Source organism: Marinobacter sp. (assembly GCF_033722735.1).
Taxonomy (GTDB): domain Bacteria; phylum Pseudomonadota; class Gammaproteobacteria; order Pseudomonadales; family Oleiphilaceae; genus Marinobacter.
Window position 1 is genome coordinate 45,962 of sequence record NZ_JAWVYN010000006.1, and the last position, 25,389, is coordinate 71,350.

Annotated in this window: 20 protein-coding genes and 1 tRNA gene; 9 read left to right on the forward strand and 12 right to left on the reverse strand. The window is 61.7% G+C overall.

What is annotated here, in order from left to right; genetic code table 11:
* Positions 1 to 54 precede the first annotated feature (54 nt).
* Positions 55 to 1,239: a pyridoxal phosphate-dependent aminotransferase gene (locus R3175_RS06365; protein ID WP_318943038.1), complete on the reverse strand. Its 1,185-nt coding sequence runs from the start codon at positions 1,237 to 1,239 to the stop codon at positions 55 to 57.
* A gap of 238 nt (positions 1,240 to 1,477) precedes the next feature.
* Between R3175_RS06365 and uvrB the strand changes: the two genes are divergently transcribed.
* Positions 1,478 to 3,538, forward strand: coding sequence for an excinuclease ABC subunit UvrB (gene uvrB / locus R3175_RS06370; RefSeq protein ID WP_318943039.1), 2,061 nt, complete (start codon positions 1,478 to 1,480; stop codon positions 3,536 to 3,538).
* A 5-nt stretch (positions 3,539 to 3,543) separates the two neighbouring features.
* On the opposite strand, the gene R3175_RS06375 is transcribed toward uvrB, so the two are convergent.
* Positions 3,544 to 4,611, reverse strand: a complete 1,068-nt coding sequence (locus R3175_RS06375; RefSeq protein WP_318943040.1) for a GNAT family N-acetyltransferase/peptidase C39 family protein — start codon at positions 4,609 to 4,611, stop codon at positions 3,544 to 3,546.
* A gap of 293 nt (positions 4,612 to 4,904) precedes the next feature.
* Between R3175_RS06375 and R3175_RS06380 the strand changes: the two genes are divergently transcribed.
* Positions 4,905 to 6,398: a RimK family protein gene (locus R3175_RS06380; RefSeq protein WP_318943041.1), complete on the forward strand. Its 1,494-nt coding sequence runs from the start codon at positions 4,905 to 4,907 to the stop codon at positions 6,396 to 6,398.
* A 41-nt stretch (positions 6,399 to 6,439) separates the two neighbouring features.
* Here R3175_RS06380 and R3175_RS06385 read toward each other — a convergent pair whose 3' ends face one another.
* The gene (locus R3175_RS06385; protein WP_318943042.1) at positions 6,440 to 7,603 is read right to left on the reverse strand and encodes a cation diffusion facilitator family transporter; all 1,164 of its coding nucleotides are present in this window, start codon (positions 7,601 to 7,603) and stop codon (positions 6,440 to 6,442) included.
* A gap of 404 nt (positions 7,604 to 8,007) precedes the next feature.
* On the opposite strand from R3175_RS06385, the gene R3175_RS06390 reads away from it, so the two are divergent.
* Positions 8,008 to 9,027, forward strand: a complete 1,020-nt coding sequence (locus R3175_RS06390) for a quinone-dependent dihydroorotate dehydrogenase (protein WP_318943043.1) — start codon at positions 8,008 to 8,010, stop codon at positions 9,025 to 9,027.
* A gap of 264 nt (positions 9,028 to 9,291) precedes the next feature.
* Here the strand turns inward: R3175_RS06390 and rmf are convergent, their stop codons facing one another.
* Positions 9,292 to 9,501, reverse strand: a complete 210-nt coding sequence (gene rmf, locus R3175_RS06395; RefSeq protein ID WP_318943044.1) for a ribosome modulation factor — start codon at positions 9,499 to 9,501, stop codon at positions 9,292 to 9,294.
* 356 nt (positions 9,502 to 9,857) lie between these two features.
* Between rmf and rlmKL the strand changes: the two genes are divergently transcribed.
* Positions 9,858 to 12,029: a bifunctional 23S rRNA (guanine(2069)-N(7))-methyltransferase RlmK/23S rRNA (guanine(2445)-N(2))-methyltransferase RlmL gene (gene rlmKL / locus R3175_RS06400; RefSeq protein ID WP_318943045.1), complete on the forward strand. Its 2,172-nt coding sequence runs from the start codon at positions 9,858 to 9,860 to the stop codon at positions 12,027 to 12,029.
* Positions 12,030 to 12,059: 30 nt separating this feature from the next.
* On the opposite strand, the gene R3175_RS06405 is transcribed toward rlmKL, so the two are convergent.
* Together R3175_RS06405 and R3175_RS06410 are read right to left on the reverse strand one after the other, a co-directional pair.
* Positions 12,060 to 12,686 carry an outer membrane beta-barrel protein gene (locus R3175_RS06405; protein ID WP_318943127.1) on the reverse strand — a complete coding sequence of 209 codons (627 nt, stop codon included), beginning with the start codon at positions 12,684 to 12,686 and terminating at the stop codon, positions 12,060 to 12,062.
* A gap of 154 nt (positions 12,687 to 12,840) precedes the next feature.
* Positions 12,841 to 13,326, reverse strand: a complete 486-nt coding sequence (locus R3175_RS06410; protein WP_318943046.1) for a hypothetical protein — start codon at positions 13,324 to 13,326, stop codon at positions 12,841 to 12,843.
* 118 nt (positions 13,327 to 13,444) lie between these two features.
* On the opposite strand from R3175_RS06410, the gene R3175_RS06415 reads away from it, so the two are divergent.
* Positions 13,445 to 14,740 carry a M18 family aminopeptidase gene (locus R3175_RS06415; RefSeq protein ID WP_318943128.1) on the forward strand — a complete coding sequence of 432 codons (1,296 nt, stop codon included), beginning with the start codon at positions 13,445 to 13,447 and terminating at the stop codon, positions 14,738 to 14,740.
* Between the two features lie 138 nt (positions 14,741 to 14,878).
* On the opposite strand, the gene R3175_RS06420 is transcribed toward R3175_RS06415, so the two are convergent.
* Positions 14,879 to 14,954: transfer RNA gene (locus tag R3175_RS06420), tRNA-Asn, on the reverse strand.
* A gap of 101 nt (positions 14,955 to 15,055) precedes the next feature.
* Here R3175_RS06420 and R3175_RS06425 point away from each other — a divergent pair.
* The gene (locus tag R3175_RS06425; protein ID WP_318943047.1) at positions 15,056 to 16,063 is read left to right on the forward strand and encodes a YheT family hydrolase; all 1,008 of its coding nucleotides are present in this window, start codon (positions 15,056 to 15,058) and stop codon (positions 16,061 to 16,063) included.
* Between the two features lie 17 nt (positions 16,064 to 16,080).
* Here the strand turns inward: R3175_RS06425 and R3175_RS06430 are convergent, their stop codons facing one another.
* Entirely contained in the window at positions 16,081 to 16,725 is a 645-nt protein-coding gene (locus tag R3175_RS06430; RefSeq protein WP_318943048.1) for an arylesterase, read from the reverse strand.
* Between the two features lie 92 nt (positions 16,726 to 16,817).
* Here R3175_RS06430 and R3175_RS06435 point away from each other — a divergent pair, with 92 nt between their 5' ends.
* Positions 16,818 to 17,492, forward strand: a complete 675-nt coding sequence (locus R3175_RS06435) for an ABC transporter ATP-binding protein (RefSeq protein ID WP_318943129.1) — start codon at positions 16,818 to 16,820, stop codon at positions 17,490 to 17,492.
* Positions 17,492 to 19,978, forward strand: a complete 2,487-nt coding sequence (locus R3175_RS06440) for an ABC transporter permease (protein ID WP_318943049.1) — start codon at positions 17,492 to 17,494, stop codon at positions 19,976 to 19,978. Before R3175_RS06435 ends, R3175_RS06440 begins: the two co-directional genes overlap by 1 nt.
* Positions 19,979 to 20,020: 42 nt before the next feature.
* Here the strand turns inward: R3175_RS06440 and R3175_RS06445 are convergent, their stop codons facing one another.
* The 3 genes from R3175_RS06445 to R3175_RS06455 form a co-directional block, all read right to left on the reverse strand.
* Entirely contained in the window at positions 20,021 to 20,812 is a 792-nt protein-coding gene (locus R3175_RS06445) for a substrate-binding periplasmic protein (RefSeq protein ID WP_318943050.1), read from the reverse strand.
* Between the two features lie 234 nt (positions 20,813 to 21,046).
* Positions 21,047 to 22,234 carry an iron-containing alcohol dehydrogenase gene (locus tag R3175_RS06450; RefSeq protein WP_318943051.1) on the reverse strand — a complete coding sequence of 396 codons (1,188 nt, stop codon included), beginning with the start codon at positions 22,232 to 22,234 and terminating at the stop codon, positions 21,047 to 21,049.
* Positions 22,234 to 22,779 carry a hypothetical protein gene (locus R3175_RS06455; protein ID WP_318943052.1) on the reverse strand — a complete coding sequence of 182 codons (546 nt, stop codon included), beginning with the start codon at positions 22,777 to 22,779 and terminating at the stop codon, positions 22,234 to 22,236. Before R3175_RS06455 ends, R3175_RS06450 begins: the two co-directional genes overlap by 1 nt.
* 201 nt (positions 22,780 to 22,980) lie before the next feature.
* On the opposite strand from R3175_RS06455, the gene R3175_RS06460 reads away from it, so the two are divergent.
* Positions 22,981 to 23,943 (forward strand): alpha/beta hydrolase, encoded by a 963-nt coding sequence (locus R3175_RS06460; RefSeq protein ID WP_318943053.1) that lies wholly within the window; start codon positions 22,981 to 22,983, stop codon positions 23,941 to 23,943.
* Here R3175_RS06460 and R3175_RS06465 read toward each other — a convergent pair.
* Positions 23,940 to 25,220 carry a M48 family metalloprotease gene (locus R3175_RS06465; RefSeq protein WP_318943054.1) on the reverse strand — a complete coding sequence of 427 codons (1,281 nt, stop codon included), beginning with the start codon at positions 25,218 to 25,220 and terminating at the stop codon, positions 23,940 to 23,942. The two genes, R3175_RS06460 and R3175_RS06465, sit on opposite strands and share 4 nt — an antisense overlap.
* Positions 25,221 to 25,389 lie beyond the last annotated feature (169 nt).

Genomic DNA, 25,389 nt, shown 5'->3' on the forward strand with positions numbered 1-25,389 from the left:
GAGGCGCGTATATTAAGGGCAGGCCGGCGCCTCGTCAACCCCTTTTTTGCCGATTTAGCCCAGCGCTTTCTGCAGGCGGGCAACGGCTTCTTTCAGCACGTCCAGGCTGGTGGCAAAACTCAGGCGCATATGGCCCGGTGCGCCGAAGGCGGAGCCGGGTACCAGGGCCACGCCGGCTTCCTGGAGCAGTTTCTCGGCCAGTTCCACGTCGCTGCTGACATCGTCAGCGGCGTCGATGGCGCCCTGGAAGCTGGGGAATACGTAGAAGGTTCCATCGCCCTTGAGGCATTCCACGCCGGGCAGGCTGTTCAGCGCTTCCACCAGATAGTCGTGGCGTTCCTTGAACGCCTTGACCATGTCGCCAACGCACTCTTGCGGCCCTTCCAGGGCAGCCTGGGCCGCGGCCTGGGAAATGGAGGCCGGGTTGGAGGTGCTCTGGGACTGGATTTTCTTCATGGCGCCGATGACCTTGGCCGGTCCGGCGGCGTAACCGATGCGCCAGCCGGTCATGGAGTAGGCCTTGGAAACGCCGTTGAGCACGAAGGTGCGATCGTACAACTCCGGCGTGGCGTTGAGGATGTTGCAGAACGGCTGGCCGGTCCACAGGATCGGTTCGTACATGTCGTCCGTGGCGATCATGATGTTCGGGTGCTTCTTGAGCACCTCGCCAATGGCTTTCAGCTCGTCCAGCGTGTAGGCCATGCCACTGGGATTGGACGGGCTGTTGATCACGAACAGCCGAGTGCGCTCGGTGATTGCCGCTGCCAGTTGTTCCGGGGTGATCTTGAAGCGGGTTGCCGCGGAAGTTTCGATGACCACCGGCTTGCCTTCGGCGACCAGCACCATGTCCGGGTAAGAAACCCAATAGGGCGCCGGAATGATGGCTTCGTCGCCGGGATTCAGAGTTGCCAGTGCCAGGTTAAAGAAGCTCTGTTTGCCACCGCTGGAGACCAGGATCTGGTTGGGCTCGTAATCGAGGCCGTTATCCCGCTTGAACTTGGCGATGATCGCCTTCTTCAGCGCCGGCGTACCATCGACAGCTGTGTACTTGGTCTGACCGGCATTGATCGCCTCGATTGCGGCGTTCTTGATATGATCCGGTGTATCAAAGTCCGGCTCCCCGGCACCCAGGCCAATAATGTCCTGCCCTGCGGCACGGAGTTCTGCGGCCTTGTTGGTGACTGCGAGAGTGGGAGATGGCTTGATGGCCTGTACTCGGCTGGATAGTTGAAGGTCCAAACTTGCGCTCCTTGAAAGCTGCGTCTGATGAGGCTACGTCGGTAACCCGCGCGAAAAACGGGGAACCTGGCGTTTATGGAGCCTCTGAATAATTCCTTTTCGCCCCTGGGTATGGCAATAAGAGATCGAAAGAGTTATTCAGAGGCTCCTTAACCCGCAGATGGTACCATGAAGGCTGTCAGACGATAAGTTGTCTTGTGAATGCGAACCACCGATTGACGGAGGATAGGCCGCCCCAATGGCTACTTCAAATCTGGACGCAGAGTCCAAGCGTCAGGTTTTCACAGTGAATTCCGCGTATCAGCCGGCCGGGGACCAGCCCACGGCCATTGCCGGACTGGTGGATGGCATCCAGTCCGGTCTGGCCCATCAGACCCTGCTGGGGGTGACCGGGTCTGGCAAGACCTTCACGGTGGCGAACGTCATCGAGCAGGTGCAGCGTCCGACCATCATCATGGCTCACAACAAGACCCTGGCGGCCCAGCTGTATGGCGAGTTCAAGGAGTTCTTCCCCCACAATGCGGTGGAGTATTTCGTTTCCTACTACGACTACTACCAGCCGGAGGCTTACGTGCCGTCGTCCGACACCTTTATCGAGAAGGATGCGTCGATCAACGAGCACATTGAGCAGATGCGCCTGTCCGCCACCAAGGCGCTGTTGGAACGTCAGGACGCGATCATCGTAGCGACCGTCTCCTCCATCTACGGTTTGGGGGACCCCCAGTCCTACCTGAAGATGATGTTGCACCTGGACCGGGGCGATCAGGTGGACCAGCGCTTCATCCTGCGCCGGCTGGCGGAGCTGCAGTACACCCGCAACGACGTCGAGTTCCATCGCGCCAACTACCGGGTGCGGGGCGATGTGATCGACGTGTTCCCGGCGGAATCGGAACGGGAGGCGATCCGCATCGAGCTGTTCGATGACGAGCTGGAGAACCTCAGCTATTTCGATCCCCTGACCGGTGAGGTGCTGCGCCGGGTGCCACGGGTCACCATTTATCCCAAGTCGCACTATGTCACCCCCCGTCAGACCGTGCTCGATGCGGTGGAGCAGATCAAGGCGGAGCTGGAGCAACGGCTCACCCAGTTACGGGACAATAACCGGCTGGTGGAGGCCCAGCGCCTGGAGGAGCGCACCCGCTACGATGTCGAGATGATGCTGGAGCTGGGCTATTGCAACGGCATCGAGAACTATTCCCGTTACCTGTCCGGTCGCTGTCCCGGGGAAGCGCCGCCCACGCTGTTTGACTACCTGCCACCCAACGCCCTGTTGGTGGTGGATGAGTCCCACGTGACCATTCCCCAGATTGGCGCCATGTACAAGGGCGACCGCTCCCGCAAGGAAACCCTGGTGGAGTATGGCTTCCGGCTGCCCTCGGCCCTCGACAACCGGCCCATGCGGTTCGACGAATGGGAGCGGATTGCCCCCCAGATGATCTTTGTTTCGGCCACACCGGGTGACTACGAGGCCGAGCATGCGGGGCAGGTGGTGGAGCAGGTGGTGCGGCCCACCGGGCTGCTGGATCCGGAACTCGAGGTGCGCCCGGCATCCACCCAGGTGGACGACCTGCTGTCGGAGATCCGGGCCCGGGTGGCGGTGGATGAGCGGGTGCTGGTGACCACCCTCACCAAACGCATGGCCGAGGACCTCACCGACTTCCTGATGGAGCACGACATCCGCGTTCGCTATCTGCACTCCGATATCGATACCGTGGAGCGGGTAGAGATCATCCGCGACCTGCGCCAGGGCGAGTTTGACGTGCTGGTGGGCATCAACCTGTTGCGGGAAGGGCTGGACATGCCCGAGGTCTCCCTGGTGGCCATCCTCGACGCCGACAAGGAGGGGTTCCTGCGTTCCGAGCGCTCGCTGATCCAGACCATCGGCCGGGCCGCGCGGAATGTCAATGGCAAGGCCATTCTCTACGGCGATCGGGTCACCGGCTCGATGCAGCGGGCCATCGATGAAACCGAGCGCCGTCGTGCCAAGCAGCAGGCCCACAATGAGGAGCACGGCATCACCCCGACCGGGTTGAAGAAGAAAATTGCAGACATCATGGAAGGCGCTGCCGGCGGCGGTCGCGGACGGCGGCGGGCGGAGCGTCCTGGGCAGAAGGCAGCGGAAGAGGCCGAACAGTACCGCGCCAAAGCAGCGGGTCACTCTCCGGAGGAACTGCTCAAGGAGATAGCGTCACTGGAGGACCAGATGTACAAGGCTGCAGCGGACCTGGATTTCGAGAACGCGGCCCGCCTGCGGGACGAGATCGCGGAGCTGAAAGAGGCGGCCATCCGCACCGCCTGAGTGCGTCAGTGGTTCCGTCGGGGGCCGACAATCACTGCTGCCTGCAGGGGCGACTGTCTGCCATACTGCTTCATGCGTTCAAAGATGCGCCGGTCCACCGGCACATACTGCTTGTCGGCGACGGATTCGCCGCCCTTGCTGTCCACTTCCGGATCATGCAGGTAGACGAACTGATCATCCACCGCGCAAACGGTGACCCAGTGCGGTACCCGGCTTTGGCTCAACTGCCAGCTGCTGATCAGGATGACCGGGATTCGTCCCTGCTTCAGGGCTGCGGAAATCTGGGACAGGGATAGGTATTCGTGATGGAGCTCGATCCCCGTCCGGGCAATGTCGTTGAGAAAGCCCTGGTGAACCAGTTCCAGCACCCGCTTCTTATCCGGGTTACGCACGGTCTGGGTGAACAGGGGCCCTGCCTGGCTGACGTAGGCCGCGCAGTGAAACCCTCGGGACCAAGCCGCGAGGGCCAAGCCATGGGGGCCACAACCTCCGTGGCCGGCCAGCATGAAAATGGTGGTCGCCTCCCGCCAGATGCTCAGTTCCTCGAGGGCCGTGAGCGACTGCCTGTGATCCACCGCCGCCATGGCCATGATCAAGGCGGCGGGGCCACAGGTAAACTCGGTGGTCTGCGGGTAGTAGGGCACCGGTGGGAACGCTCGTGACGGCTCGTAGAACAGGATGCGCCGCTCAAACCGCAGGGCATCGCCGTGGTCCGCGTAATAATCTTGATAGGTGCCGAACAGCCGGTAGCCAAGCCTTCGGTATAAAGCAGTGGCAGCTGTGTTGTCGGTTCGCACTTCCAGCCGCATGACGATGCGTCCTGCCCTGGAGGCAACGCGCTCGGCTTCGCGAACCAGGGCTTCACCAACACCGCAGCCCCGAGCCTCTGGGGCAACGCCGATGGAGTAGATCCTGGCCAGGCGCGTGGCGGCGTGCATGAGGACCAGGCAGTACCCCACCAGGGCACCGTCCACCAGTGCCACCACCAACCAGTCCCGCGGCATGTCGATGAACCGGCGAAAGCTGCGACGGGAGATACGGTCCGCATCGAACAACCGGTGCTCCAATTTCACCAGGGCATCCAGATCGGCCTTGGTGGCCGGTCTCAGCTGTGGAGTGGCGCGTCCAGGGGAAGGTTCCGCGAGCACGGGGTCTGGCTTCGGTTGGGTCGGGTGCACGGCGGTATCCGCAGTCAAGTGGAATTTCTCATTATTATCGACAATTCTTTCCGGGGATAGTGCGCCGCACATGCGTAGATGCACGCATTTTCGGGACTTCCCGGTGACGGCGTCTGGGTGTATTGTTCGCGCTTCGGGCCCCCGCCGGCGGCCCAGTCGGCGTCTGCCTCAGGGAGGGCCTGTTACTGATGTCGAAGTTGCTGATTGTGGTTGATCACCAGAAGGATTGGACACCGTTTTTCCCCAGCGAAGACGTGATGACTTTCGAGCAATACCTCAACCTGCCACCCATCGAGGGTAACCGCACCCGGGTGATCAACCTGTGCCAGAGTGCCCGCTACCTGAGTCGCGGATATTACTGTTCGCTGTTGGCGGAGGCCCGTCGCCACAAAGTGCTGCCGTCGGTCGCCGCCCTCAATGACCTGAGCCGCAAGGGACTGTTTTCCCTGGAGCTCAGCGAGTTGGACTCGCAGGCGCTGGACTGGCTGGACAGGTGGGCCGCGGGAAACACGGACCGGTCCGCGTCGCCGGTGGATAAGGTCCGCATTCGCACCTGTTTCGGAGAAACCTCACAGCCGGAACTCAAGCGGGTGGCCCGCAGCCTGTTCGAGCGTTTTCCCTGCCCGATCCTGGAGGTGGTGTTCAAGCGCCGCCGAGGCTGGCAGATCGAAACGATGAAACCCCTGTCGCCGGTGGACCTGACCGACACTGAACAGGATGCCTTTGCCGAGGCACTGGACCGGTACAGCAGTATCGTCTGGCGACCGCCTCGCAGTCGCAAGCGGTACCGTTACGACCTGGCCGTACTGGTGAACCCCGATGAAGCGTTACCGCCCAGTGACGCCATGGCGCTGGAACGGTTTGCCAGGGCCGGCAGCAAGCTGGGGATCCACGTTGAGCAGATCGCCAAGCGGGACTACAGCCGGTTGCCGGAGTACGATGGTCTGTTCATCCGGGAGACCACCGCCATAGACCACCATACCTACCGGTTTGCCCGCAAGGCCCAGGCGGAAGGAATGGTGGTGATCGACGACCCCGTGTCCATCCTGCGCTGTACCAACAAGGTCTTCCTGGCGGACCTGTTGAGGCACAACAAGGTACCCACCCCGAAGACCCTGATCCTTTCCCGGGACCAGAAGGATGCGGTCGGTCAGATCGCCCGGCAGATCGGCTTTCCGGTGGTGAAGATTCCGGACGGCGCCTTCTCCCGTGGCGTGATCAAGGCGGAAGACGAACCGTCCCTGAGGGTGGCCCTGACCGAGCTGTTCCGGCAGTCTGCGCTGGTATTGGCCCAGGAGTACCTCTATACCGATTACGACTGGCGCATCGGCGTGCTGGGCGGGAGGGCCATCTATGCCTGCAAGTACTTCATGGTGAAGGGGCATTGGCAAATCTACCAGCATGGTGGCAACCAGCAGGTCGACAGCGGCGATTTCGAAACCCTGCCCACCTACGAAACACCGCGCAACGTGATCCAGGCCGCACTGAACGCCACCAGGCTGATCGGCAACGGCCTTTATGGGGTCGACATCAAGCAGGCTGGTAGCCGGATCGCCGTGATCGAGGTCAACGATAATCCCAGCATCGATGCCGGTGTGGAGGACCGCTTCCTGGGCGGGGAACTGTATTCCCTGATCATGCAGGAATTCCTGGTGCGGATGGAGGACAAGCGCCGACGATAGTGGTCCGGCGGGGCGTTAACCGGGCAGCATCGTAACAGAATTCAGTGATGCTGTGAGCGCCAGATGCGCAGGCTGCCAAACCAGGGCTGGGTTTCCAGGTGGCTGCGCAACTGTTCCAGGCTGAGTTGTCGGTGCTCGGCCAATTCGTTTTCGATGAACAGTTCCAGGTGCACCTTGTTGCGCAGGTAATGGAGCCGGAGCCGGTCATGCTTGGGTGTTTCACCCAGGTAGCGGCAGATCTCACGCTCGATGGCCTGGCGATTGGGCAACCGGATCGAGGTGGGCGGACCCTGCTCATCATTCTCCGCATCGATGTGGAAGGTAATCTGTGCAATGTCTGGCAGGGTTTCCCGCATCCGCTCCACCACTTGCATGCCGATCTGATGGCCTTCCGACACGCTGACATCCGGGCTGACCACCAGGTGCACATCCAGCAGAATGTTCTGGCCCATGCGGCGGCTGCGCAGGTCGTGCACATTGCGCACACCTTCGGTGGACCGGGCGATGGCCTTCAGGCGGTCGATTTCCGGCTGGGGAATGCCGGTGTCCACCAGTTCCTTGACACTGCGCCAGGTAAAGCCCCAGCCGATATGGCCGACGATGATGCCAATGGCAATGGCCGCCAGCGCATCCAGCCAGACGTGACCAGCCATCGCTCCGGCGACGGAAACCAGCACCAGAATGGAGGAGAAGGCGTCGGTTCGACTGTGCCACGCATTGGCGATGATCAGTTCCGAGCGGATGGCCTCGCCCACACGCCGGGTATAGTGGTAGATCCATTCCTTGGCGGCAATGGAGACAGTGGCAGCGGCCAGTACCGGCCACTGGGGCAGGGGCGCAGCGCCGGATTCCAGTAGGCGCAGGATATTGTCCCATGCCAGCGCGGCACCCACGGCTATCAGGGCGCTGCCCAACAGCATGGTGCCCATGGTCTCGATGCGTTGGTGGCCGTAGGGGTGGCCCTGGTCAGGTTCGCGGCGGGCGGCCTTCATCACGCCGATCACGATCAGGTCGGAGGCCGCATCGGACAATGAGTGGATGCCGTCGGCCAACAGTGCCTGGGAATGGAAGAGGGCGCCCCCCAAACACTTGATCGCGCCCAGCACCAGGTCCAGAACCATGCCAATGAGCGTAACCCGGCCAGCGGCTGCGGCTTCACGGGCATAATCACCGGATCTGTCCGGTATCGAGACGGATTCCTTCATTGCAAATTTCCCTTGGGAGAACTCCTTAAAGTGTGATGGAAGTGTCATCTTTATGCACATCCCCCCGTGTTACATAGAGATGACAATTGATTACATCTATAGGAAACACTAGGACCTTAGATTGCAAAAAAGGCCAAATTTCAGCCGGTTATAATTGATCAAAAAACAACCAATTTGCAGGCTGGCGCGTTCCCCAAGGCTTGGCAAAAAATCTCGACCTATTTTCAACAGACTTATCCACAGAAATCGTGGAAAACATCACGGGACCTTAATCACACAGACATTTAGCCGTCACTTAAGTGGGGTAGGCGCGTCTGTGGAAAACTTTCGGTATACTGCGCCCTCATTGCCGGCGCGGTTTTCCCCGTTATTAGGCGCCCATGATCACTGCGAGGAGTTATGTAATGTACGGCCTGCTTCGTCACCTGTTGTTCCGATTGCCGCCAGAAACTGCCCACAGCCTGGCCCTCTCCGGACTGGATCTGGCCAACCGGACCGGCCTGCTGTCCGCGTTGGTGCCAAAGGTCAAGCCCCTGCCAGTGGAAGTCATGGGACTCAAGTTTCCCAACCCGGTCGGATTGGCGGCCGGGCTGGATAAGAATGCCGACCACGCCGATGCCTTGGGGGCGCTGGGGTTTGGGTTCGTGGAGGTGGGCACGGTGACTCCTTTGCCCCAGCCAGGTAACCCCAGGCCTCGCCTGTTCCGCCTGCCAGAGCACCAGGCCATCATCAACCGGATGGGGTTCAATAACGAGGGCCTGGAGCATTTGATCGCCCAGGTCGACGGGATGCGCTATCCCGGCGTGCTGGGAATCAACGTCGGCAAGAACAAACTGACGCCGGCCGAGGAGGCCAACAGTGATTACCGCAAGGGGATCGCGGCGGTGTACAGCCGGGCCAATTACATCACGGTCAATGTGTCCTCACCCAATACCCCAGGGCTGCGTGATCTTCAATTTGGCGACTCACTCAAGGGTCTGTTGGCCGCCATCAAGGAAGAACAGCGCATCCAGCATGAGAAACACGGTAAGTACGTTCCGATTGCCGTGAAGATCGCTCCGGACATGGATGAAGAGGGGATTCGTTTTGTGGCCAATGAGCTCCGCCAGGCGGAGATGGATGGAGTGATTGCCACCAACACCACCATTGCCCGGGATGCGGTGGCCGGGCACCGGTTGGCGGGCGAGGCCGGCGGGCTGAGCGGCGCGCCGGTGCGGGGGCCTTCGCTTCGGGTGATCGAAGGCCTGTACGCGGAACTGGGTGACAGGTTGCCCATCATCGGTGTGGGTGGCATCACCGACGGCGCGTCAGCGGCCGAAAAGATCCGGGCGGGGGCCAAACTGGTTCAGATCTACACCGGCTTTATTTACCGGGGACCGGAGCTGATCTCGGAGGCGGTGGAAGCGATACGGACCCTGAAATAGTGGCCTGGAACGCAGGCTGACGGGTTGGGGAGGTTGTCAGCCGGGAGACTAAAACAGGAAGCCAAAAAAGAGTGGGCCCGCTTAGCGGGCCCTTGCGGGGAACAAACCCCGTGGCGCTTCTTGGTGTGATACGGGTCTGGAGGACCCGTTTTGCTTTTTACGCGAAGTTTCTTCTGGATTGTTTCGTTCTTCTGGGGCGTTCCCACGCCCGGTTTATGAATTGAACGACTCAGACACTCGTAATCAGGGTTCGTTGCTGATAGCTCAGGCGGTCACGTTGGACATTTTATGGATGCCTGAAACTCCGGTCATGCCCTCCCAGTTATCTGTTCGGCCTTCTCGCCACCCATTCAGCCACTCCTGTCTTACTTCAGCCTGTTCAATCGGGCAGCTGTCTTTTGATTTTCCGGACACTCCGGCCATGTAACCCCGTTTGAATGCGCGAGCGTACACATCTCTTTTCTGTCTCTTCATGCCGTTCCTCACATGATGGGTTTTCAGAACAAGCGTGTGCACACCTGCCAAGGTGACCTTCGAAGCCTCTGCTCGTTAACGAGCTCACACGGCTGTACCCGGCACATCCAAGGCAGTCAGGATCCTTTGATTGGGACACTGTCTGGGCCCCAATATCTAACGCGTCACTTACAAGGTAAGATGAACCAGACGCCGATGTACACTAATTATTTCATCTATATTTCGGGTTCTTTATGTTTGTATGAAATAAAGATGACCCGATTGCGCCGGTTGCAAGGGCGGTGACCCTGCTTTTCTGGCAGACTAGGGCGCCTTTTTGATCACCAGCTCTCTGTCGAAAACCCGAGGAGTGAGACTTGTCCAACCAACTGTTCTTTGTGAGCTGCCCCAAGGGCGTGGAATATTTGCTGGCGGACGAAATGGCGTCCCTCGGGATGGAGCCGGTGCGCAATACGCCGGCGGGCGTTTGGGTGAGGGGTGAGCTGGCCTCGGGTTATCGCGCCTGTCTCTGGTCGCGGTTGGCAAACCGGGTCATCCTTCACCTGGCCGAGATCGACGCCGATTCCGTCGACAGTCTGTATCAGGGGGTCCTCGACGTGGACTGGAGCCAGCACCTGGCTATAACAGGGTCGTTCAAGGTGGCCTTCTCCGGCCAGAACCAGGTCATTCGCAATACCCAGTTCGGCGCCCAGCGGGTGAAGGATGCGGTGGTGGACAGGTTGCGTAATGCCGCTGGTCAGCGGCCAGCGGTGGCCGCGCGGGATCCAGACGTATTGATTTCAGCCCGATTGCATCGGGGCAAGCTGTCGCTGGGCATCGATTTGAGCGGCGAAAGCCTGCACAAACGGGGCTATCGCACCGAAAAGGGTGCCGCGCCCCTGAAGGAGAACCTCGCCGCCGCGCTGTTACTGCGTGCCGGTTGGCCCGAGATTGCGCGCCTGGGAGGCCACTTCGCCGATCCCATGTGCGGTTCCGGAACGCTGGTGATCGAGGCGGCGATGATGGCCCTGGACCTGGCCCCGGGGCGTCAGCGTCAACGGTTCGGCTTTGAGCGATGGCTTGGGCACCAGCCCGAGTTATGGCGTGACTTGCGGCAGGAGGCGGAACGTCGCGCCTACGAGGGACGATCCAATACGGCTCTCAAGCTGGCGGGGTTTGACCGCGACAAGCCGGTGATTGCTACCGCCTGGCGTAATATCCAGCGTGCCGGACTGGAAGGTGTGGTGCACGTGGAGTGCCGCCCGGTAGAGGCATTTTGCCTGGACGGCCAGTGGGCGGAGAAAGGCCTGGTGCTGACCAACCCTCCCTATGGCGAGCGCCTGAGCGAGCGCCGTCAGCTACCGGAGCTCTACCGTCAGTTGGGGGCCGCGGTGAAACGCGGCGCCATGGGGTGGCAGCTGGCGGTGTTCACCGGCGCACCGGAATACGGCAAGTACATCGGCCTGCGCAGCTACAAGCAGTACAAGCTCTACAACGGCAAGCTACCGGCCCAATTGCTGCTGTTTAACATTGATGAGGCCAGCGAGATGACGCCGCGGGAAGGGGCGGAATCGGGCGAACTGATCCCGCGCATCCGCAACCCGGAGCGGGCGGCCATGCTGGCAAATCGCTTGAAGAAAAACCTGAAAGCGATTGGGCAGTGGGCAAAAAAGCAGAACATTGAATGCTATCGGTTGTACGACGCCGACATGCCGGAGTTTGCCCTGGCGATTGATCTGTACGACGGTTGGGTGCACGTTCAGGAATACCAGGCTCCGAAGTCGGTGGACGCCCGGGCCGCCCGGGACCGCCTGGCCGAGGCCCTGGCGGTGATCCCTGAGACGTTGGGCATCGACCCCAACCGAATGGTGTGCAAGCAGCGCCAACGCCAGTCCGGAACCAGCCAGTACGAAAAGCAGGCCGTTACCGGTGAGTTCCTGACCGTCCACGAACACGGCTGCCAGTTGCGGGTCAACCTGAAGGACTACCTGGATACCGGGCTGTTCCTGGACCACCGGCCGGTTCGTCACTGGATACAGCAGCACGCTGCCGGCAAACGGTTCCTCAACCTGTTCTGCTACACCGGCGCCGCCTCGGTGCATGCCGCCGTGGGGGGCGCCAGCCGCTCCCTCAGCCTGGACATGTCCAACACCTACGTGCGTTGGGCCCGGGACAACCTGGCCCTGAATGGGGTCGACCGCAAGGCGCACCGGGTGGACCAGGCGGATTGCCTGAAATGGTTGGCCCAGCGGCCGGCCGCGGGTGAGGAATTTGATTTGATCTTCATGGATCCGCCCACCTTCTCCAACTCGGCGCGAATGGCCGATGTGCTGGATATTCAACGGGACCACGGCACCCTCATTCGTCAGGCCATGGCGCGGCTGGCTGAGAATGGGCTTCTGATCTTTTCCAACAACTTCCGGCGGTTCAGGTTGGACGCCGAGTTGGAGCAGGCGTTTGCCGTCAAGGAGGTGAGTCCGTCCACCATCGATCGGGATTTCCAGCGCAACCCAAAGATCCACCGGTGCTGGCACATTCGCCACCGCTAAGAGGGGACGGCCTCACCGGGGGGATCGATGTCAGAACTCGTAGCGAAGGCCGCTGGAGAACTGGAAGGTGTTGGCGCCGGTACCGGTGTCCTTGAATAGGCGGCCGCCCTCGAAGACCAGGTAGGCATTGTCCAGCACTTCGACGTCGGCACCGATGATCCAGCTCACGCTGAAGTCACTGTCCGGGTATTTGCTCGCCAGATCCGCGTAGGGGGAGCCGTCTTCCGGGTCGGCTTCCCGGGCCAGACCTTTTGCGGTCAGGCTGGCCTCGCCCTGGATATGGGAAAAGCCAAACTGGCCATACACGTTGGCGTAGTCCGTGACCGGATAGTGCAGGCCGATGTACCAGCTGGCGAAGTGTTCAATATCCAGCTCCAGTTCGCCATCGACCGTCCCTTCCGAGAGGCCGCCGCCGGCCCGCAGCTCCGCATGGAACAGGTCGGTAATATGGCCGCCAATCACCAAGGTGCCGGCGTTGCTCCAGGCCTTGCCCTTGGTGTCACCCCCAATCGAGCGGTGATTCAGTGCGGTTGCCAGCAGGCCGACGTAGTTCAGCTCCTCCCGGGGAACGTCGTTGTCGGCCAGGGCCTGCAACGGAACGGGCAGAAGCAGGGGGGGCGCGAGCACCAGTGGCAGGGATTGCAACAGCTTGTTCATGGTCACGGTGGTTCCTGAAAATACGCGGAATTCCGGCAGATTCTGCCTTCTGTAACCGAATGTTACGTCGACCCAGGTCACAATTAGCGGGTTGCCGAAGGGGCCACAAGCAGTGGCGATGGATTTGAAAGTGACCGTCCGGTTGCCAGCCTGCTCAGGATGGGTCGATCAATCCCTCCTCCTGGGCCAGCAGCAGCAGGGCGTAGACGCCGTTTTCCGGTAACTGGGGTTCCAGGCCCTGTTCAAACATCAGGTGCCGGCGCCGGTCTTCAATGGCCTGACTGTCCAGGCTGGTGATCAGCTCGGTGACTGGCGCCAGCTCGAAGGGCGCTTCCATGCCTACGGCCTCGAAGATCAGGTCCACCAGGGTTTCATCCGGGTCCAGGCCGTCGGTGTAGACGGTCTCGTTTGGCAGGTCTTCGTGCAGGGCCCGGACCAGTTCAATCAATGGCACGCCCTGCTCCAGGAGCAGGCGAACGTCAACATCCGGCGGATCGAAATCGCCGGGCAACCAGCTCTCGTCCGGCTCAATCATGACGGTTTTCATGCGGCCATCGGCCAGGGACCAGGCAATGGCCGTGGGAAAGAACACCTCATCGGACTGACAATATTCGAGATCGAGAAAACGGGGAATGGACAACGCAGACTCCTGCCGGTAGCGGCTTGGGCTAAGCAATTTCTGTCTTATCGCAAGACATGGCATCATGCCATACTATTACACCGATTATTACACCGATTTTCAGCGAATTAGAGGCATCATGGAACACCAGGATTTTAACCAAAACCTGCTCACCTTTCTGCAATGCTCGCCCACGCCCTGGCATGCGGTGAGGCAAATGGCCGGCCTGCTGGATGAGGCCGGTTTTGTGCGACTGGAGGAGCGTGATGCCTGGCAGTTGGAATCGTCCCGGGGGTATTACGTGGTTCGCAACGGTTCTTCGTTGGTGGCGTTCCGCACCGGGGCGCAGGGCCCGGTGGAGCGGGGGGTCCGGATGGTGGGCGCCCATTCCGACAGCCCCTGTCTGAAGGTCAAGCCCAATCCGGAGCTGCGCCGTAAGGGCTACTTCCAACTGGGGGTCGAGACCTACGGTGGTGTCTTGCTCAATCCCTGGTTCGACCGCGATTTGTCCTTGGCCGGTCGGGTCAGCTACCTGGACAAGGCGGGCAAGGTCACCGACACCCTGGTGGATTTCCGTAAGCCGGTGGCGTTCATTCCCAGCCTGGCGATTCACCTGGACCGCGAAGCCAACGAAAGCCGTTCGGTGAACGCCCAGACCGATTTGCCTCCGGTGATGATGCAGGTGCCCGAGAGCGACAGCACCACCTTCGCCGATCTGCTCAAGGAACAGATCGCGCAGGAGCATCCGGAGTTGGCCGTGGCCAAGGTGCTGGGCTATGAACTCAGCTTTTACGACACGCAGCCCGCCGGTTTCGTGGGCCTGCGTGAGGAGTTCATCGCCTCGGCGCGCCTGGATAACCTGCTCAGTTGCTACATCGGCATCCAGGCTCTGCTGGCCAGCGACGGCAAGGAGCCGTCCCTGTTCGTCTGCAACGACCATGAAGAAGTGGGCAGTGTGTCGGCGGAAGGGGCTCAGGGGCCGTTCCTGGCCTCGGTGCTGGAGCGCTGGTGTGGCGGCGAGGCCAGGGACCGGGCCATTTCCCGGTCGATGATGATCTCGGCGGACAACGCCCACGGTATCCATCCCAATTACACGGACCGGCACGACGCCAACCACGGGCCGGTGCTCAACCAGGGACCGGTGATCAAGATCAACCACAATCAGCGCTACGCCACCAACAGCCGGTCGGCCGCCCTGTACCGCCACATCAGCGATGAGCTGGGGTTACCTCACCAGAGTTTCGTGGTTCGTAGTGACATGGCCTGCGGCAGCACCATTGGACCGCTGACGGCAGGGGCCTTGGGGGTCACCACCCTGGATATCGGGGTGCCCCAGTTTGGTATGCACTCGATCCGTGAACTGGCGGGCAGCCGGGACAGTGTTACCTTGTTTCAGGTACTGCGGGAGTTTATGAATCGGCCAGAGGTTGGTTGATCCCGGCGGGCAATGCGCCGGGCCGGTCCGATCGTCTGGATGGGGCTTGCCTGGCAGGCAGGAAACGGCGTAAAAGTAGAGTATTCAGTGCTGGCCAATAAAAAAGCCGCTGACTGGCAGCGGCTTTCTTGGAATAAGTGGCTCCCCGAGCTGGGCTCGAACCAGCGACAAACGGATTAACAGTCCGTTGCTCTACCAACTGAGCTATCGGGGAACAGCATCAACGAGGCGCGCATGATAAGAGCTTTGTTGGTCCGGGTCAACCCCCTGAATTGATTGGTTAAAACTTGTCCTATTGTGGGCGTGCAGGCAGCGATGAACAGTCTTTCTTCCGAACCCCATCCGATTCCGGCCGGCAGCGGCGCCCGGGTGTACCACTATCGTCCGCCGGGATGGCTGCGCAGTGGTCACCTGCAATCGGTGTGGCCTACCCTGTTCCGATCCGTCGCGCTGACTGAGCCAGAACCGGAACGGATCGAAACCAGTGACGGTGATGAACTCCACCTGGACTGGTACCGTACCGGCAGTCGCAGGCTTGCCATCCTCTCCCACGGGCTGGAGGGTCACAGCCGGCGTCCCTACATGCTGGGGCTGGCCAGGGCCCTGATGCGGGCGGGTTGGGACGTGCTGGCCTGGAATTTCCGGTCCTGCGGCGGGGTGATAAACCGGTTGCCCCGGTTCTATCACAGTGGCGCCACCGAGGACCTGGCCCGGGTGGTGCACCATGCCCTGGACCGGAATTACCTCAGCCTCTCCTTGTGTGGGTTCAGCATGGGAGGCAACCTGACCATGCTCTATCTGGCCCAGCAGGGCTCACAACTGGATGTGCGGATCCGGGGGGCGGTCACCTTCTCGGTTCCCTGTGACCTGGGGAGCAGTGCCGAAGTGCTGGCCAGGCCCTCCCGCCGTATCTACATGCAGCGGTTCCTGCGGGACCTGCACCGCAAGATGCGGATCAAGGCGGAACGCTTTCCCGGAGTCATCGATGTGGAGGGATTCGAACGTATCCGCTGCTTCCGGGAATTTGATGACCGTTACACCGCGCCGCTGCACGGTTTCCGGGATGCCGAGGACTACTGGGCCAGATGTTCCTGCCTGCCCCACCTGCACGCAGTCGGGGTGCCGTCGCTGATCGTCAATGCAATCGATGATCCCTTCCTGTCGCCACAATGCTTCCCACAAGAACGCCGGGTGCTGGGCGATTGCGTGACGCTGGAGACTCCTCGCTGGGGGGGGCACGTGGGATTCGTGGAGCACGCCCGGGATGGTTATTACTGGTCGGAGCGCCGTGCGGTGGCGTTCCTGGATACGGTGACCGGTTAAGGGACGCTCGCGGTTGCTCAGGATCTCAGCAGGGCTTCCAGGTGCGGCCAGACGTTGTCCAACAGCCGCTGCTGGGCATCGGCGGTCGGATGGATGCCGTCCCGTTGCATCATGCCGTCCTGGTTGTAGATGCCCTCGAGGAAGAATGGAACCAGCGGTATGTCGTGGCGTTCAGCCAGCGTCGGGTAGATGTCGGCAAACCGGGAGGTATAGCGGGGGCCGTAGTTGGGTGGAATCTGTATCCCCACCAGCAGGGGGGTGGCGCCGGCGTTTCGGGAAAGGGTAATCAGTTGCGACAGGTTGGCCTCGATCACTGACGGTGGAAAACCCCGCAGGCCGTCGTTGCCGCCAAGCTCGATGATCACCACATCCGGGGAATGCAGCTCCAGCAATTCCGGGAGCCGCCGCAGGCCGCCATCGGTGGTTTCGCCGCTGATGCTGGCGTTGATTACTCGCCACTGGGCCAATTCTTCCTCAGTGAGCCGGTCCCGCAGTAAGGATACCCAGGCCTGCTCCACCTGGACGCCATAGGCCGCACTGAGGCTGTCGCCGAGCACCAGTACTGTGCTCTGGTTTGCCTGCAGGACCAGGGCATACAGTGCCAGCATCAGAAAAATAGTTGATCTGAGGGCGGTTCTTAACGTATCCATAAGTACCTGCATCGACAGTAGCTTCCTTTGTTCCAGGCCGCATCAGCACACAAGGAGTGGCAGTGACCGATTCTCCCAGTCTTTCCCCAGTATCCCGGCGCACCATGTTGAAAGTGGCGGGGTTGACCCATCGGGTGAGCCTGGGAGCCGATACGATAACGATCTTGCAAGGGGTCAGTCTCGAAATCAACCGCGGCGAGTCAGTGGCGATTCTCGGCCGATCCGGGTCCGGCAAGACGACGCTGCTTGGATTGATGGCCGGGCTCGACAGCCCATCGCAAGGGCTCATCGAACTCGACGGAGAGGCGATCAGCGAACTGGACGAAGACCAGCGGGCCCGTTTGCGAGCACAACGGGTCGGGTTTGTGTTCCAGTCGTTTCAGCTGTTGCCGGCGCTTTCGGCGCTGGAGAACGTGATGCTGCCGCTGGAACTGGCGGGGCAGGCCGCACCGGCCGAACAGGCCCGGGAGTTGTTGCATCGGGTGGGGTTGGGGGAGCGCCTGCGTCACACGCCGAGGCAGCTGTCCGGGGGGGAACAGCAGCGGGTGGCCATTGCCCGGGCCTTTGCGTCCAATCCGGCGGTGCTGTTCGCCGACGAGCCCACCGGCAACCTGGACAACCACACCGGCCAGACCATTTCCGAACTGCTGATGGCCCTGAACCAGGAGCAGGGCACCACCCTGGTGCTGGTCACCCACGACGAACAGCTGGCCGGTCGCTGCCAGCGGCGTTTTGCCATCGATGCCGGCAGGGTGACCGAATTCCGGGAGATGGACTGATGGACAGCCGTCACCAGTTGGCTTCGGTTAGACGGGACCTGCGGCAGCGGGATGTCCGCGTGGTCATCATGGCCCTGGTGGTGGCGGTCGCCACCGTGGCCACCATCGGGTTGTTCGCCGCGTTGCTCCAGAAAACCCTGGTTTCCTCCGCCAGCGCCTTCCTTGCCGCTGATCGCCAGCTGGAAGCCGAACACGGCCGGCCGATACCCCAGGCCTGGTGGCAGGAGGCGCAGGACCGGGACATTCGCACAGCCCATATGGTTCGCTTCTCCACCATGGCCTTCGGTGGAGGCCGGTTCCAGCTGGTGTCGGTCAAGGCGGTTGATGACCACTATCCACTGCGGGGCGAGATCGAGATGCAGCCGCACGCCGAGGCCGATCGCCAGCGGGTGGGGCAGGGGCCCCGGCGGGGGGAGGTCTGGTTGAACCCCCGCCTGATGAGTCTGCTGGGCCTGTCGGTTGGCGACAGCCTCGAAGTGGGCAACCTCAGCCTGACCATCAGCGGCCTGCTGCTGCGGGAACCGGATGGGGGCTTCAGCATGGCCGCCCTGGCACCGCGCATCATGATGCACGCGGACGACGTCGCCGCCACCGGCGTGGTGCAGGAAGGCAGTCGGGTGGAGTACGTCGCGTTGTTTGCCGGCGACGAGCCTGACCTGGACGACTATTACCGGTGGCTGGTTCCCCGGCTTGAGCCCAGCCACGAGTGGGAAAGCATCCGCGACGGTGAAACCCTGTCCCGTTCCTTGCAGCGGGCAGAGCGCTTCCTCCTGCTGGGCGGCAGCCTGGCGGTGGTGCTGGCGGCGGTGGCGGTGGCCGTGGCCAGTCGCGAATACGCCCTGGGCCAGCGGGACACCGTGGCCCTGCTGAAAACCCTGGGGATGACCGGTCTGGGCATAGGCCGTCTGTACCTGCGACGGCTGGTGCTCTGGGGGCTGACCGGCTGCGCCGGCGGTCTGTTGCTAGCCTTGCCCCTGTACTGGGCCATGGCGGTGGTGCTGGAACAGGTGCTGGCCCGGCCCATCGACAGCAGCCTGGAGCTCCGTGGGCTGGTCCCGGCATTGATCACCGCATCAGTATCGTTGTTTGCGTTTGCCTATCCGCCGGTGCGGCGCTTGCAGGGTGTGCCTGCCATGCGGGTGCTGCGCAGTGAGCCAGGTGAATCGAGTCGCCGGGCCTGGCCGGATATGCTGGTGGCGGGTGCCGCCATCACTGCGTTGGTCTGGATGTACGCCCAGGATGTGTCACTGGTGCTGGCGTTGCTGGCGGGACTCGCCCTGCTGTTGGGGGGAATGGCACTGGCGGCCTGGGCGCTGATTCTGGTGTTGCGCCGGGTGGCCGGCGGTGGCAGTGCCTGGCGGCTGGCGTTGGTGGCGTTGTATCGGCACCGACGCAGTACCCTGTCCCAGATCGCGGTGTTTGCCATGACCATCATGCTGGCCGTCACACTGTTGCTGGTTCGCACCTCCCTGCTGAGCGAATGGCAGGCCCAGTTGCCGGAGCGGGCTCCCAACCATTTCCTGATCAACATCGCCCCGGCGGACGTTGAGGACGTGGCTGCCTTCTGGCGGGAGCGTGGTCATGAACTGGAAGCCCTGTACCCGATGGTCCGCGGCCGGTTGACCGAACTGAACGGCCAGCCGGTGAGACAGGCGGTGAGCAAGGACCGGGAGGTGCGGGCGCTGAACCGTGAGCTCAACCTGACCTGGATGGACACCCTGCCGCAAGACAACCGGATCGTCGCGGGGCGCTGGTTTGCGGCCGGGGCGACCAGCGGTGTCTCGGTGGAGGCGGAGCTGGCGGACCGGTTGGGGCTGAAGGTCGGGGACCGGCTGGGCTTCACCATTGGGGCCGAAACCCTGACCGAACCGGTCACCAGCATTCGCACGGTTCAGTGGGACAGCATGAAGCCCAACTTCTACATGGCGTTTCCGCCAGACAGCGCGCTGCGAAACCTGCCCGCCACCTGGATCACCAGCTTTCATTTGCCATCGACTCAGAAACCGGCCCTCAACGAGTTTGCCGTTCGCTATCCCACCGTGTCGGTCCTGGAGGTGGACCACATCATCGAGCGCATCCAGGCCATTGTCCGTCAGGTGACTCAGGCCGTGGAGACGATCCTGGCGCTGATCCTCGCGGCAGCGCTGGTGGTGATGGCGGCGGTGGTCAGTGCCACGCTCCGGGACCGCCTGCGCGAGGGCGCGTTACTGCGCACCCTGGGGGGGCGTCAGCGACTGCTGGTACGCAGTACCGTGCTGGAATTCGCACTGCTGGGTTTCATGGCCGGGGGGTTGGGGGTGCTGGCCGCCGAGGCGGCGGTGTGGGCCCTGCAGCAGCGCATGTTCGAAGGGGCGTTTCAATGGCACTGGTCGGTGATCCTGCCCGAGCCGGTGATCAGTTCGGTGGTGTTGGCGGTGTTTGGCCGCTGGCAGTTGGCGCCGGTACTGAGCGTCTCGCCCATGCTCCTGCTGCGGCGTCTGGAATAACCAGGGGGGCTCGGACCTGCGAAGCGCTCGTGTTAAGGCCAGCTAGCGATACTCGGACAGAATGCGATCCAGCTCTCCGCTGGCCTTGAGCTGGGCCAGTTCGGCGTTGAACGCGTCAACAAACTCTGCCAGATCCTGGCGGACCATCAAGCGGAAGCCGTAGTTGCTCACCGAGTTGTCGGTGGCCGTTAGCAGGCCGTCCATCTTGGGGTGGTTGCGGATAATCCACTGGCCCACCAGGCGGTCGGCAATGGCTGCGTCGAAGCGATCCCCATCCAGCAGGTAGCGGAACATGTCGACGTCGTTATTGACGTCAAACCGTTCCGCCATGCCGTACTCGAACACCTGTCGCAGGGCCGGGTACTGATAGCCCAGGTGGGTCACAATGGTCTTGGCTTCCAGGTCCATGGGCGCCTGGTAGCGGAAGTCCGTGTTGGCGGGGTAGAAGAACACTTCTTCCACATTCACGATGGGGTCGGTGAACAGGAAACGCTCCGGTTGCTTGGTCCACTCTATTGCCCGTGGTGTGGCGTCGATGTATCCCCTGAGCACCAGTTCATCGACCCGTTTGCGGGGAATCTGGATGGGGGCGACATCGTACTCGAGTCTTCCAGCAATGCGCGATACCACGTCCCAGATAATGCCCGACAGATTGTGGTCCTCCACAATCAGGTACGGCGGATAGCCGTTGGGTGAGACATTGAGCCGCAGGATGCCGTCGAGATCGGCAGTGGCGCCCTTGGCTGGCGTGGCTTCGCTGGCCCAGGCTGCCGCTGACAGCAACAGTGCAACGGTAACGACAAAAGCCTGAAGTCCGCGTGAAAGAGCAGGCATAGACGCAGGGACCCTAAGTTCTTGATTGGTTTCGGCCCTGAGGCCGGATTTAGCCCGTGACAGGCTTCCTGAGACTCACCGGTGAGCTTTTGCGTGTGGTTGCGTCCATGCACCAATACCGAAAATATGACGGACTGCCAGGTTGATTTCAATGGCTTGCAATAAAAAGAACGGCAGGACAGGAAAGCCATGGCCCGGCTTCGATGGCCGGGCCATGGGGCAGGGCAGGGGCGATCAGGCCCAGGCTTTGCGCAGGATCGCCTTGGCGTCTTCGAGATCGGCCTCGCGGGGATTGAACATGATGGAGCCGTCGTCCAGGGCCAACGCGGCGATATCATCAAGCTGGGATTCTTCCACCTTGCCGGTTTCTTTCAGCGTGCGGGGCAGTTCGCACTCCTTATACAGGGCGTCCCGCAGCCGGCGGATGGCGGCAATGGCGGCTTCGGCCCGACGGTTGGCCGGTGTGGCGGCGTAGGCTTCGGGCCCATCCAGGTACAGCAGCAACTCGCTGAGCGGCCCACGGATGCTCTCCAGGTTGTATTCCAGCACGTACGGCAGGTACAGGCTCATGCACAGGCCGTGGGGCAGGTGACAGATCGCGCCCGTGGCGTGACCCAGGGCGTGCACCAGGCCCACCATGGAGTTGGAGAAGGCGATACCGGCCATGGTGGAGGCCTGCGCCAGTTCCAGCCGGGCATCGGCATCCTTGGGGTTGTTCATGACGGTCAGCAGGGAGGTGCTGATCTTCTTGATGGCGGCCGTCGCGTAGGCGTCGCTGAGCGGGTTCTTGGCCATGCAGGTAAACGCCTCGGTGGCGTGGGTCATGGCATCCATGGCCGTCGCCGCGGTGATGTGCGGCGGCAGGGTCAGCGTCATACGGGGATCGATGATGGCCGCGTTCGGCAGCAGGAAGGACGATGTGAACGGCAGCTTTACGGACTTCTCGGTGTCGGCGATCACCGCGACCGCCGTTACCTCGGAGCCGGTGCCCGCGGTGGTCGGTACCACGAAAAATGGCTTGAGGGCTCGCTTCAGTACGCCGGCGCCGGTGTATTCGGCGATATCATCTCCGCCTTCAGAGACCAGGATGTTGACGGCCTTGGCGGTATCAATCGCGGAACCGCCGCCCACGGCAATGATCGAGTCGCACTTTTCGCTGCGGTAGACATCGGCAATATCCCGAACCACGGTAGTGGACGAGTCGGGCGGAACATCGTCGTAGATGCTGGCGATCTCCAGGTCGCTCTCTTCACAGGCCGCGACCACAGGCTCCAGCAGACCCGCGGCCCGCACGCCCTTGTCAGTGATGATCATGGGACGCTGAGCGCCCAGCCCGCTCAGTTCATAGGGAATGTGTTCCAGGGCCGCCTTGCCAGCGATGACTTTAACCGGACAGAAAAACTCGTAGTACTTGTTGGTCATTACGCTACCACCGTCTCAAAGAATTGGGTTGCCACTTTCAGGTAGATCCTCGCTGCACTGAGGACCTTCTCGGGCAGGTGCAGGTTCTTCGGGTATTCCTTGACCGCGCGCTTGGCAATCAGGCGGGGCAGGATGAAGGCTTCCAGCCGGTTCAGCACCCGGGTCATGCGGATGGCGTAGCTGATGTCGCCATCCACCAGCATGCGATCGTTGGCGAAGGCCACCGAAGTCTTCTCCTGGAAAGAGAGCACCAGGAAGGCGTGGGCAATGTGCTTGAACTGAATGGACAGATCGACCGGGCGCGGCGCGTCGCTGCCGTGGTACTTGAAGCGGCCTTCGCCCAGGTGTTCGATGACCAGGCTGGCGCCGTTGGGCATCACCATCATCTCGAACAGGAATCCCTCGGGAAGGGCCTTGGCCTCCTGTTGAACCGTCGCGTCAACTTCACTGATGGCCTGCAGGGCGTTGCCCATCACCTGGAACATCAGTTCCACGTACAGGCGCCGGGCTTGAAACGCCATGGGTTGCATTCGTCTGGCTAACATGGAATTCGTCCGGTTGTTGTAAGGGTAATTTCGATTTTTAGAGTTTTTGCTCTAGTTGTCAATGCAAAAGCTGACAGTCTGGCCGCGTCAATGGGGCAACCGCTGGCTATGGGCCAACCATTTAGTAAAGGCAATTGTTTGCATGGCACTTTTGGAAGAGCATACGAATCAGCCGGTTTGAACAAATAGGAGCACGACGTCGTGGCCCAGCATTCAATCAGTTCCCTCCACCATCAACTGGAGCCCTGGAGTTACCAAACCTCATTTGGCTTTACCCTGCGTGGGTGGCGTAATGAACCGACTGGCCGGCCGTTGATCCATTTTGTCCATGGCAATGGTTATGCCGGTCTGGTCTACGAACACATGCTGTCGCCCCTGCTGGACCACGCCGATCTGTTCATCAGTGATGTGCAGGGGCATGGTGACAGTGACCATGGGGGCCGGTTCTGCGGCTGGAATGGCACCGCGGCGCTGTGTGAGGAAGTACTGCGCCACCATTTGCCCGACTATCGTGACGAATCCGGTGGGCCGGTGACCGTGTATGGGTTGGGGCACAGTTTCGGTGGGGTGATGACGGCATTGATGATGGCCCGGTCGCCGGACTTATTCCAGCAGTCGGTGTTGTTGGATCCGGTCCTGTTTTCACCGAATATGCTGCGGATCATGGCGCTCTCAAGCGCCGTCGGCCTTTGGCAACGGAACACGATGGCCAGCCGTGCGCGAAAACGGCGGGCTCATTGGCAAGAGAAACGGCATGCGTACCACAATTTTCACAACCGGGGTAGCTTCCGTGGCTGGGATGAACGCAGCCTGAAAAGCTATCTGGACCATGGCCTGGAGCCGGCAGAGCAGGGCGGCGTCACGCTCAAGTGCCGCCCGGAACGGGAATCGGAAGTGTTTGGCTCCTACCCTCGTCGACTCTGGCCATTGCTGCGACGGGTAAAGGCCCCAACCCACATCCTCTTTGGCAGTAAGACTTACCCGTTTGTGGGGCAGTCCGCACATCGGTGGCAGCAACAGTCGCCCTGGGTTTCCAAGGAGCGAGTACCCGGCGGTCACTGCTTCATGTTGGAGCGGCCGGAGGAGACGGCGGCCCTGATTGTGGGCCGCCTGAACCTCGGTCACCCGACGTGTAGCGTGGGCGGTGGCGGGCGAGCAGCTTAGTTCTGGCTCAGTTTGGCCAGTTTCTTCCTGGCCTCTTCGCCCACCGGGCCACCAGCCTCGGCGGCGGTGCTGTAGAAGGCGATGGCGTCGTCCCGGCGATTTTCCCGCGCGGCAATGTCTCCCAGCCGCAGGTAACCAATGGCCGTTGGCACCACCCGGTTGGCCTCGGTGAGGTCGGTCCTGGCCCGTGCCAGGTCGTTCCTGGCGTAGGCATTCAGGCCCCGCTGCAGGCGGTAACGGAACATTTCCGGATACAGCGACACGGCCTTGTCGAAGTCTTCCGCCGCCGCGGCCGGTTTGTCCATCGCTTCCTTCAGCTGGCCGCGCAGGGCATAGAACATGGCCTCGCCGGATTCCAGCTTGATGGCCTTGTTGACACTGGCCAGTGCGCCTTCCAGGTTGTCGGCCTGAACCTGTTTGACCGCCTCATCGTAGGCGTCGTAGGCCGGTTGCCGGCTCTTCAGGAAGGCCAGGCGTTTCTGGAACACTTCCCGGCCGCGATAGCCCCCGGTACCCAGTTCCCGGGCCAGCTCCAGGTTACGGTTGACCCGTGCCTGAGAGGGTGGGTGGGTGGAGAACAGGCTGGCCAGATAGTTGCTTTGCTGGCCTTCGGACATCTCCACAAACAGCTGTTGCAGTTCCACCGCCGCCATCGGGTCGTAGCCCGCTTCCACCATGTAGCGGATGCCGTAATGGTCGGATTCCAGTTCATCCCCCTGGCCATACTGGGCCAGGGCCAGCTGCGCGCCCATGGCGGCACCGCCCATCACCATCTGGGCCCATTCACTGTCCGCCACGGCCATGCCCACGCCGGCCATGCCCGCATTGAGGATCATGCCGGTCTGCATACGCTGGACGCTGTGTCGGGCCGCCGCGTGGACAATCTCATGGCCGAGGACCGACGCCAGCTGCGCTTCGTCCTCCAGCTCCACCAGCAGGCCCCGGTTGATGGCAATCTTGCCCGAGGGCAGGGCCCAGGCATTGGGGACGCTGTTGTTCAGCACCACAAATTCGTAGGGCATGTCCGGCCGGTCACTGACCGCGGCAAGCTTCTGGCCCACTTCCCGGACGTAGACGGAGAGCTCGGGGTCGAGATAGAACTGGCCGCCCTGGGTCTGTTGGGTGGGGACATACTGTTCGGCCCCCATGGCCCATTCCTGACTTTCCGGGATCAGCGACAGCTGGCTCTCCCCGGTGACCGGGTTGACGGCGCACCCGGTGACCAGTCCCAAGGCAAATATCGGCGCTATCCAGCGCAGGTAAACGCGGTTTCTCACTCCCGTACTCCCTTCCGTTTCGATTGGTATTGTCCCCAGTCACCATCTAAGGTGAGAGAAAGGCGCGCAGAGGCACTTCGCCATGGTCAAAGACGCCCTGAATCCAACGCACCCTCGGCGTTTTATACCACATTCCTGGAAGAGGTAAGAGGAACGCCCGGGCCCGTAT

Bases quoted from the DNA above. Each gene is read 5' to 3' on its own strand.
- rmf (WP_318943044.1), bottom strand. From the start codon at position 9,501: ATGAAGAGACAGAAAAGAGATGTGTACGCTCGCGCATTCAAACGGGGT.
- uvrB (WP_318943039.1), top strand. From the start codon at position 1,478: ATGGCTACTTCAAATCTGGACGCAGAGTCCAAGCGTCAGGTTTTCACA.
- R3175_RS06435 (WP_318943129.1), top strand. From the start codon at position 16,818: ATGTTGAAAGTGGCGGGGTTGACCCATCGGGTGAGCCTGGGAGCCGAT.
- R3175_RS06390 (WP_318943043.1), top strand. From the start codon at position 8,008: ATGTACGGCCTGCTTCGTCACCTGTTGTTCCGATTGCCGCCAGAAACT.
- R3175_RS06405 (WP_318943127.1), bottom strand. From the start codon at position 12,686: ATGAACAAGCTGTTGCAATCCCTGCCACTGGTGCTCGCGCCCCCCCTG.
- R3175_RS06445 (WP_318943050.1), bottom strand. From the start codon at position 20,812: ATGCCTGCTCTTTCACGCGGACTTCAGGCTTTTGTCGTTACCGTTGCA.
- R3175_RS06450 (WP_318943051.1), bottom strand. From the start codon at position 22,234: ATGACCAACAAGTACTACGAGTTTTTCTGTCCGGTTAAAGTCATCGCT.
- R3175_RS06430 (WP_318943048.1), bottom strand. From the start codon at position 16,725: ATGCAGGTACTTATGGATACGTTAAGAACCGCCCTCAGATCAACTATT.
- R3175_RS06415 (WP_318943128.1), top strand. From the start codon at position 13,445: ATGGAACACCAGGATTTTAACCAAAACCTGCTCACCTTTCTGCAATGC.
- R3175_RS06425 (WP_318943047.1), top strand. From the start codon at position 15,056: ATGAACAGTCTTTCTTCCGAACCCCATCCGATTCCGGCCGGCAGCGGC.
- R3175_RS06455 (WP_318943052.1), bottom strand. From the start codon at position 22,779: ATGTTAGCCAGACGAATGCAACCCATGGCGTTTCAAGCCCGGCGCCTG.
- R3175_RS06385 (WP_318943042.1), bottom strand. From the start codon at position 7,603: ATGAAGGAATCCGTCTCGATACCGGACAGATCCGGTGATTATGCCCGT.
- R3175_RS06380 (WP_318943041.1), top strand. From the start codon at position 4,905: ATGTCGAAGTTGCTGATTGTGGTTGATCACCAGAAGGATTGGACACCG.
- R3175_RS06440 (WP_318943049.1), top strand. From the start codon at position 17,492: ATGGACAGCCGTCACCAGTTGGCTTCGGTTAGACGGGACCTGCGGCAG.